Origin of the sequence: uncultured Campylobacter sp. (assembly GCF_938030785.1) — a bacterium.
In the GTDB taxonomy this organism is placed as follows: domain Bacteria; phylum Campylobacterota; class Campylobacteria; order Campylobacterales; family Campylobacteraceae; genus Campylobacter_B.
This window is the reverse complement of record NZ_CALHIK010000075.1, coordinates 1-2,996: the sequence shown is the minus strand read 5'-3', so window position 1 is coordinate 2,996 and position 2,996 is coordinate 1. Positions and strand designations below refer to the sequence as shown.

The window sequence follows — 2,996 nt, the reverse complement described above, 5'->3', positions numbered from 1 at the left end:
AAAGCTAAACGGCGTAAAGGGCGCAAAGCTTGAAATTTCAACGGGTAACGGCGCGGTAATAAATTTGTATTTAAGCGACGACTCCAAAAGCTACGGCGGCATGGGTAAAATTTATGCCGCAATCGCAGTGGTTTTGGCGGCGATCATTTTGTTTTATCTTTTGGCAAGGCGCAGAGGGCGATAGGTGCGAAATCTATTTCGCGACCTCTGCTTTTGTCTGTGCACACAGGGGCGCATAATGCCATCCAGCGTGAAATTTAATGCAGAGCTCGGCTTTTAAATTTCGACCCCGTTTATCTCATCCGCAAGCTTTAAAATTTTATCCCGCACTGCCTCAGGAGCGTAGATATCTATCCACTCTATCCCGCCCCCAGCACTTAAAAAAGCACGGTGATCCGCCCCTCGCTCATCGCGCGCTTGGCAAGCTTGGTCGCTGCTGGGCTGTTGCCCATGTTTGGCGTTTCGTCTATGCTTATCTCGGCGCAGCGGCGCAAAATAGGCGCTAGATCAAACTCGCCATCAAGCAAAACAACGACCGAGCCGCGCCTAAAACTGCAAGCGTTCCAAAAAATCTCGGCGCCATTTACGCATTCGCGCGCTAGATCGAGGCGAAATTTACCCCGCTCGCGCACGAGAAAGTCGAAGCTCGCCAAAACAAGCGGCTCGTGCACGACGCTGATGAGCTCGCCCGCCCTGTTTATGCTTTGTGTCTCATGGCTAAGCCCTCGATAAACATATGCCTCCAGCGCGCCCGCAAGCAGGGGCGCCACCACCTCGTCGTGCGCGCTCGTGTGATCGCCCTCTCTGGCGCGCCCTGCGATCTTTACGAAAAATGGCTTGAAATAATCCATAAACGCTCCTTAAGCTTAAATTTCATCCAAAACGCGCTAAACGCCTTGCCGTACTTTCGGGCAAAAAGGCTTACCGGCTTTACTAGTTAGCCAAACCGCATCAAAAAGATCGCTTGGTAGCCTCTCGCTCTCTAGCCGAAAACCTTTCTTAAATGCGCTTCGTAATCCCTCGTAAAACGCTCGATGTCGGGATTTTTAATGACGTCGTTGCACACAAATGTAGGCAGCCTTTTCGTGCCTAAAAACTCGTTGGCTTTATGAAAATGCAAATAAACGCCGTCCACGCCCACGCCCTCGAAAAAATCCTCGGGCTTGTCAAATGCCTGAAGCGGCGCATTCCACGTAACGCTTAGCATGTGCGATTTGCCCTTTATCAGCCCGCCGGTGCCGTATCCGTCGTTTGGATTTGTTCTATGGCGACCGTCGTTTGCCACTATCTTGCCCATACCGCACATGAAGACCTCGTCGATATATTTTTTAACAACCCAAGGCTCGCCCATCCACCACGCGGGCATCTGCCAGATCACGGCATCCATCCATAGAAATTTCTCCACCTCGCCCTCTAAGTCTTAGCCCTCATGTATCGTAGTTTCGCGCGTTTCGTGTCCTAGGGCTTCCAGCGTATTTTTGGCTAGCTCGTGCAAGGTTTTGCTTAGCTTGCCGCCTTTGCCGTTAAACGGTGCTCCGCCGTTAATCAGTAATATTTTCATTTTGATCCTTTTGATTAAATTTATCCGTTAGCGGCTTACCGCACCTAAATTTAAATTCTGCCTTGCGCCTTATATGCGAACGCAAGCGTAAATTTTACTTTCGCGCCGCAGTTTCGCGCCCTAAAATTTCAAATTTATCGCCGTGCACCGCGATCGCTTCGGCGTTATTTATCGGCGTCAAATTTAGCTTGCCGCCGTAAATTTTTAAAATTTCGGCCGCGCTTTGTACGAAAGGCTCCTCGCCGTAGTGCGGCACGGGGTAAAATTTCGCTAGATCAAGCCCCGTTTGCGCCGCAGCCCCGTAGTCGCCCGCATCGTCCATCACGCTCGCGTACTCCACGCTAGGCGCCGCGATCATCGCGCCCGCCGACTCGCCCACGTAGATGAGCTCGCCGCTTCGGACGCGACTAGCGATGAGGGTTGCTAGACCTTTCTTTTTAAGCTCGCGCAAAAGATAAAATGTGTTGCCGCCGCTTACGTAAAGCACCTGTGCCGCGCCGATCTTTGCCTTCGCTTCGGCCTCGCTCGCTTTTGAAACGTCTAAAATTTGAACCTCAAAGCCCATTTTGGCAAACGCCTCTTTCGCCTCGTCCACGTAGTCTCGGTACTCCTCTATGTTTGCCGCAGTCGGGATAAAAAGCACCTCTTTAGCGCGGATATTTTGCCTCGCATAGTCCTCAAAAAGCGTCGCCGCGCCCGCAAAATAGGAGCATAAAAACATCTCTATCATTGTTTTTCCTTTCAAAAGGTCGAAATTTTGCGCTATTTTAGCTTAAATTTTATAAAATCACCGAAAATTTAAACGAAGGAGCGAGCGTGAAAAAAATGTGGGAGGGGCGCTTTAGCGAGGCGAGTTCGGCGCTTTTGGAGGAGTTTAACGCCTCGATCGGCTTTGATAGGGCGCTTTGGCGGGAGGATATCGCAGGCAGCAAGGCGCACGCTCGGATGCTCGGCGCTTGCGGGATTTTAAAGCCTGACGAGAGTGAAAAGATCGTCGCTGGGCTTGACGCCGTGTTTGAGGAGATAAAAAGCGGTAAATTTGAGTTTAAAACCGCCGACGAGGACATCCATATGGCGGTCGAAAAGCGCCTAAGCGAGCTCATCGGAAGCGATCTTGGCGGTAGGCTACACACTGCGCGCAGCAGAAACGATCAGGTCGCGCTCGACTTTCGCCTCTATGTACTCAAAAGCGGTGCCGCGATCGCTGAAAAAATCCGCGAGCTAGTAGAGGCTTTGCGAGATATCGCTAGCGAGCACACAGACACGCTAATGCCCGGCTACACGCACCTTCAGCACGCCCAGCCCGTGAGCCTTGCCTATCATTTGCTAGCTTACGCGTTTATGTTTCGTCGCGATTACGAGCGCTTTGCCAGCTCGCGGGAGCGAAACAACCTCTGTCCGCTGGGCTCCGCCGCGCTTGCCGGCACGCCGCATC

The 2,996-nt window shown here is 52.0% G+C and carries 4 protein-coding genes and 1 pseudogene; 2 read left to right on the top strand and 3 right to left on the bottom strand.

Going from position 1 to position 2,996, the window contains the following annotated elements:
* Positions 1–184: hypothetical protein (locus tag Q0438_RS04145; protein WP_299187682.1), on the top strand; the 184-nt coding region annotated here is incomplete at its 5' end.
* Between the two features lie 193 nt (positions 185–377).
* Here Q0438_RS04145 and Q0438_RS04140 read toward each other — a convergent pair.
* The 3 genes and pseudogenes from Q0438_RS04140 to Q0438_RS04130 form a co-directional block, all read right to left on the bottom strand.
* Complete coding sequence (locus Q0438_RS04140) at positions 378–851, bottom strand: hypothetical protein (RefSeq protein ID WP_299187679.1); 474 nt, start codon at positions 849–851, stop codon at positions 378–380.
* A 131-nt stretch (positions 852–982) separates the two neighbouring features.
* Positions 983–1,561: pseudogene (locus tag Q0438_RS04135) on the bottom strand (NAD(P)H-dependent oxidoreductase).
* 94 nt (positions 1,562–1,655) lie between these two features.
* Positions 1,656–2,291, bottom strand: a complete 636-nt coding sequence (locus tag Q0438_RS04130; protein ID WP_299187676.1) for a Type 1 glutamine amidotransferase-like domain-containing protein — start codon at positions 2,289–2,291, stop codon at positions 1,656–1,658.
* Positions 2,292–2,386: 95 nt separating this feature from the next.
* On the opposite strand from Q0438_RS04130, the gene Q0438_RS04125 reads away from it, so the two are divergent.
* Positions 2,387–2,996 (top strand): lyase family protein (locus Q0438_RS04125; RefSeq protein WP_299187685.1); only part of this gene is annotated, 610 nt, incomplete at its 3' end.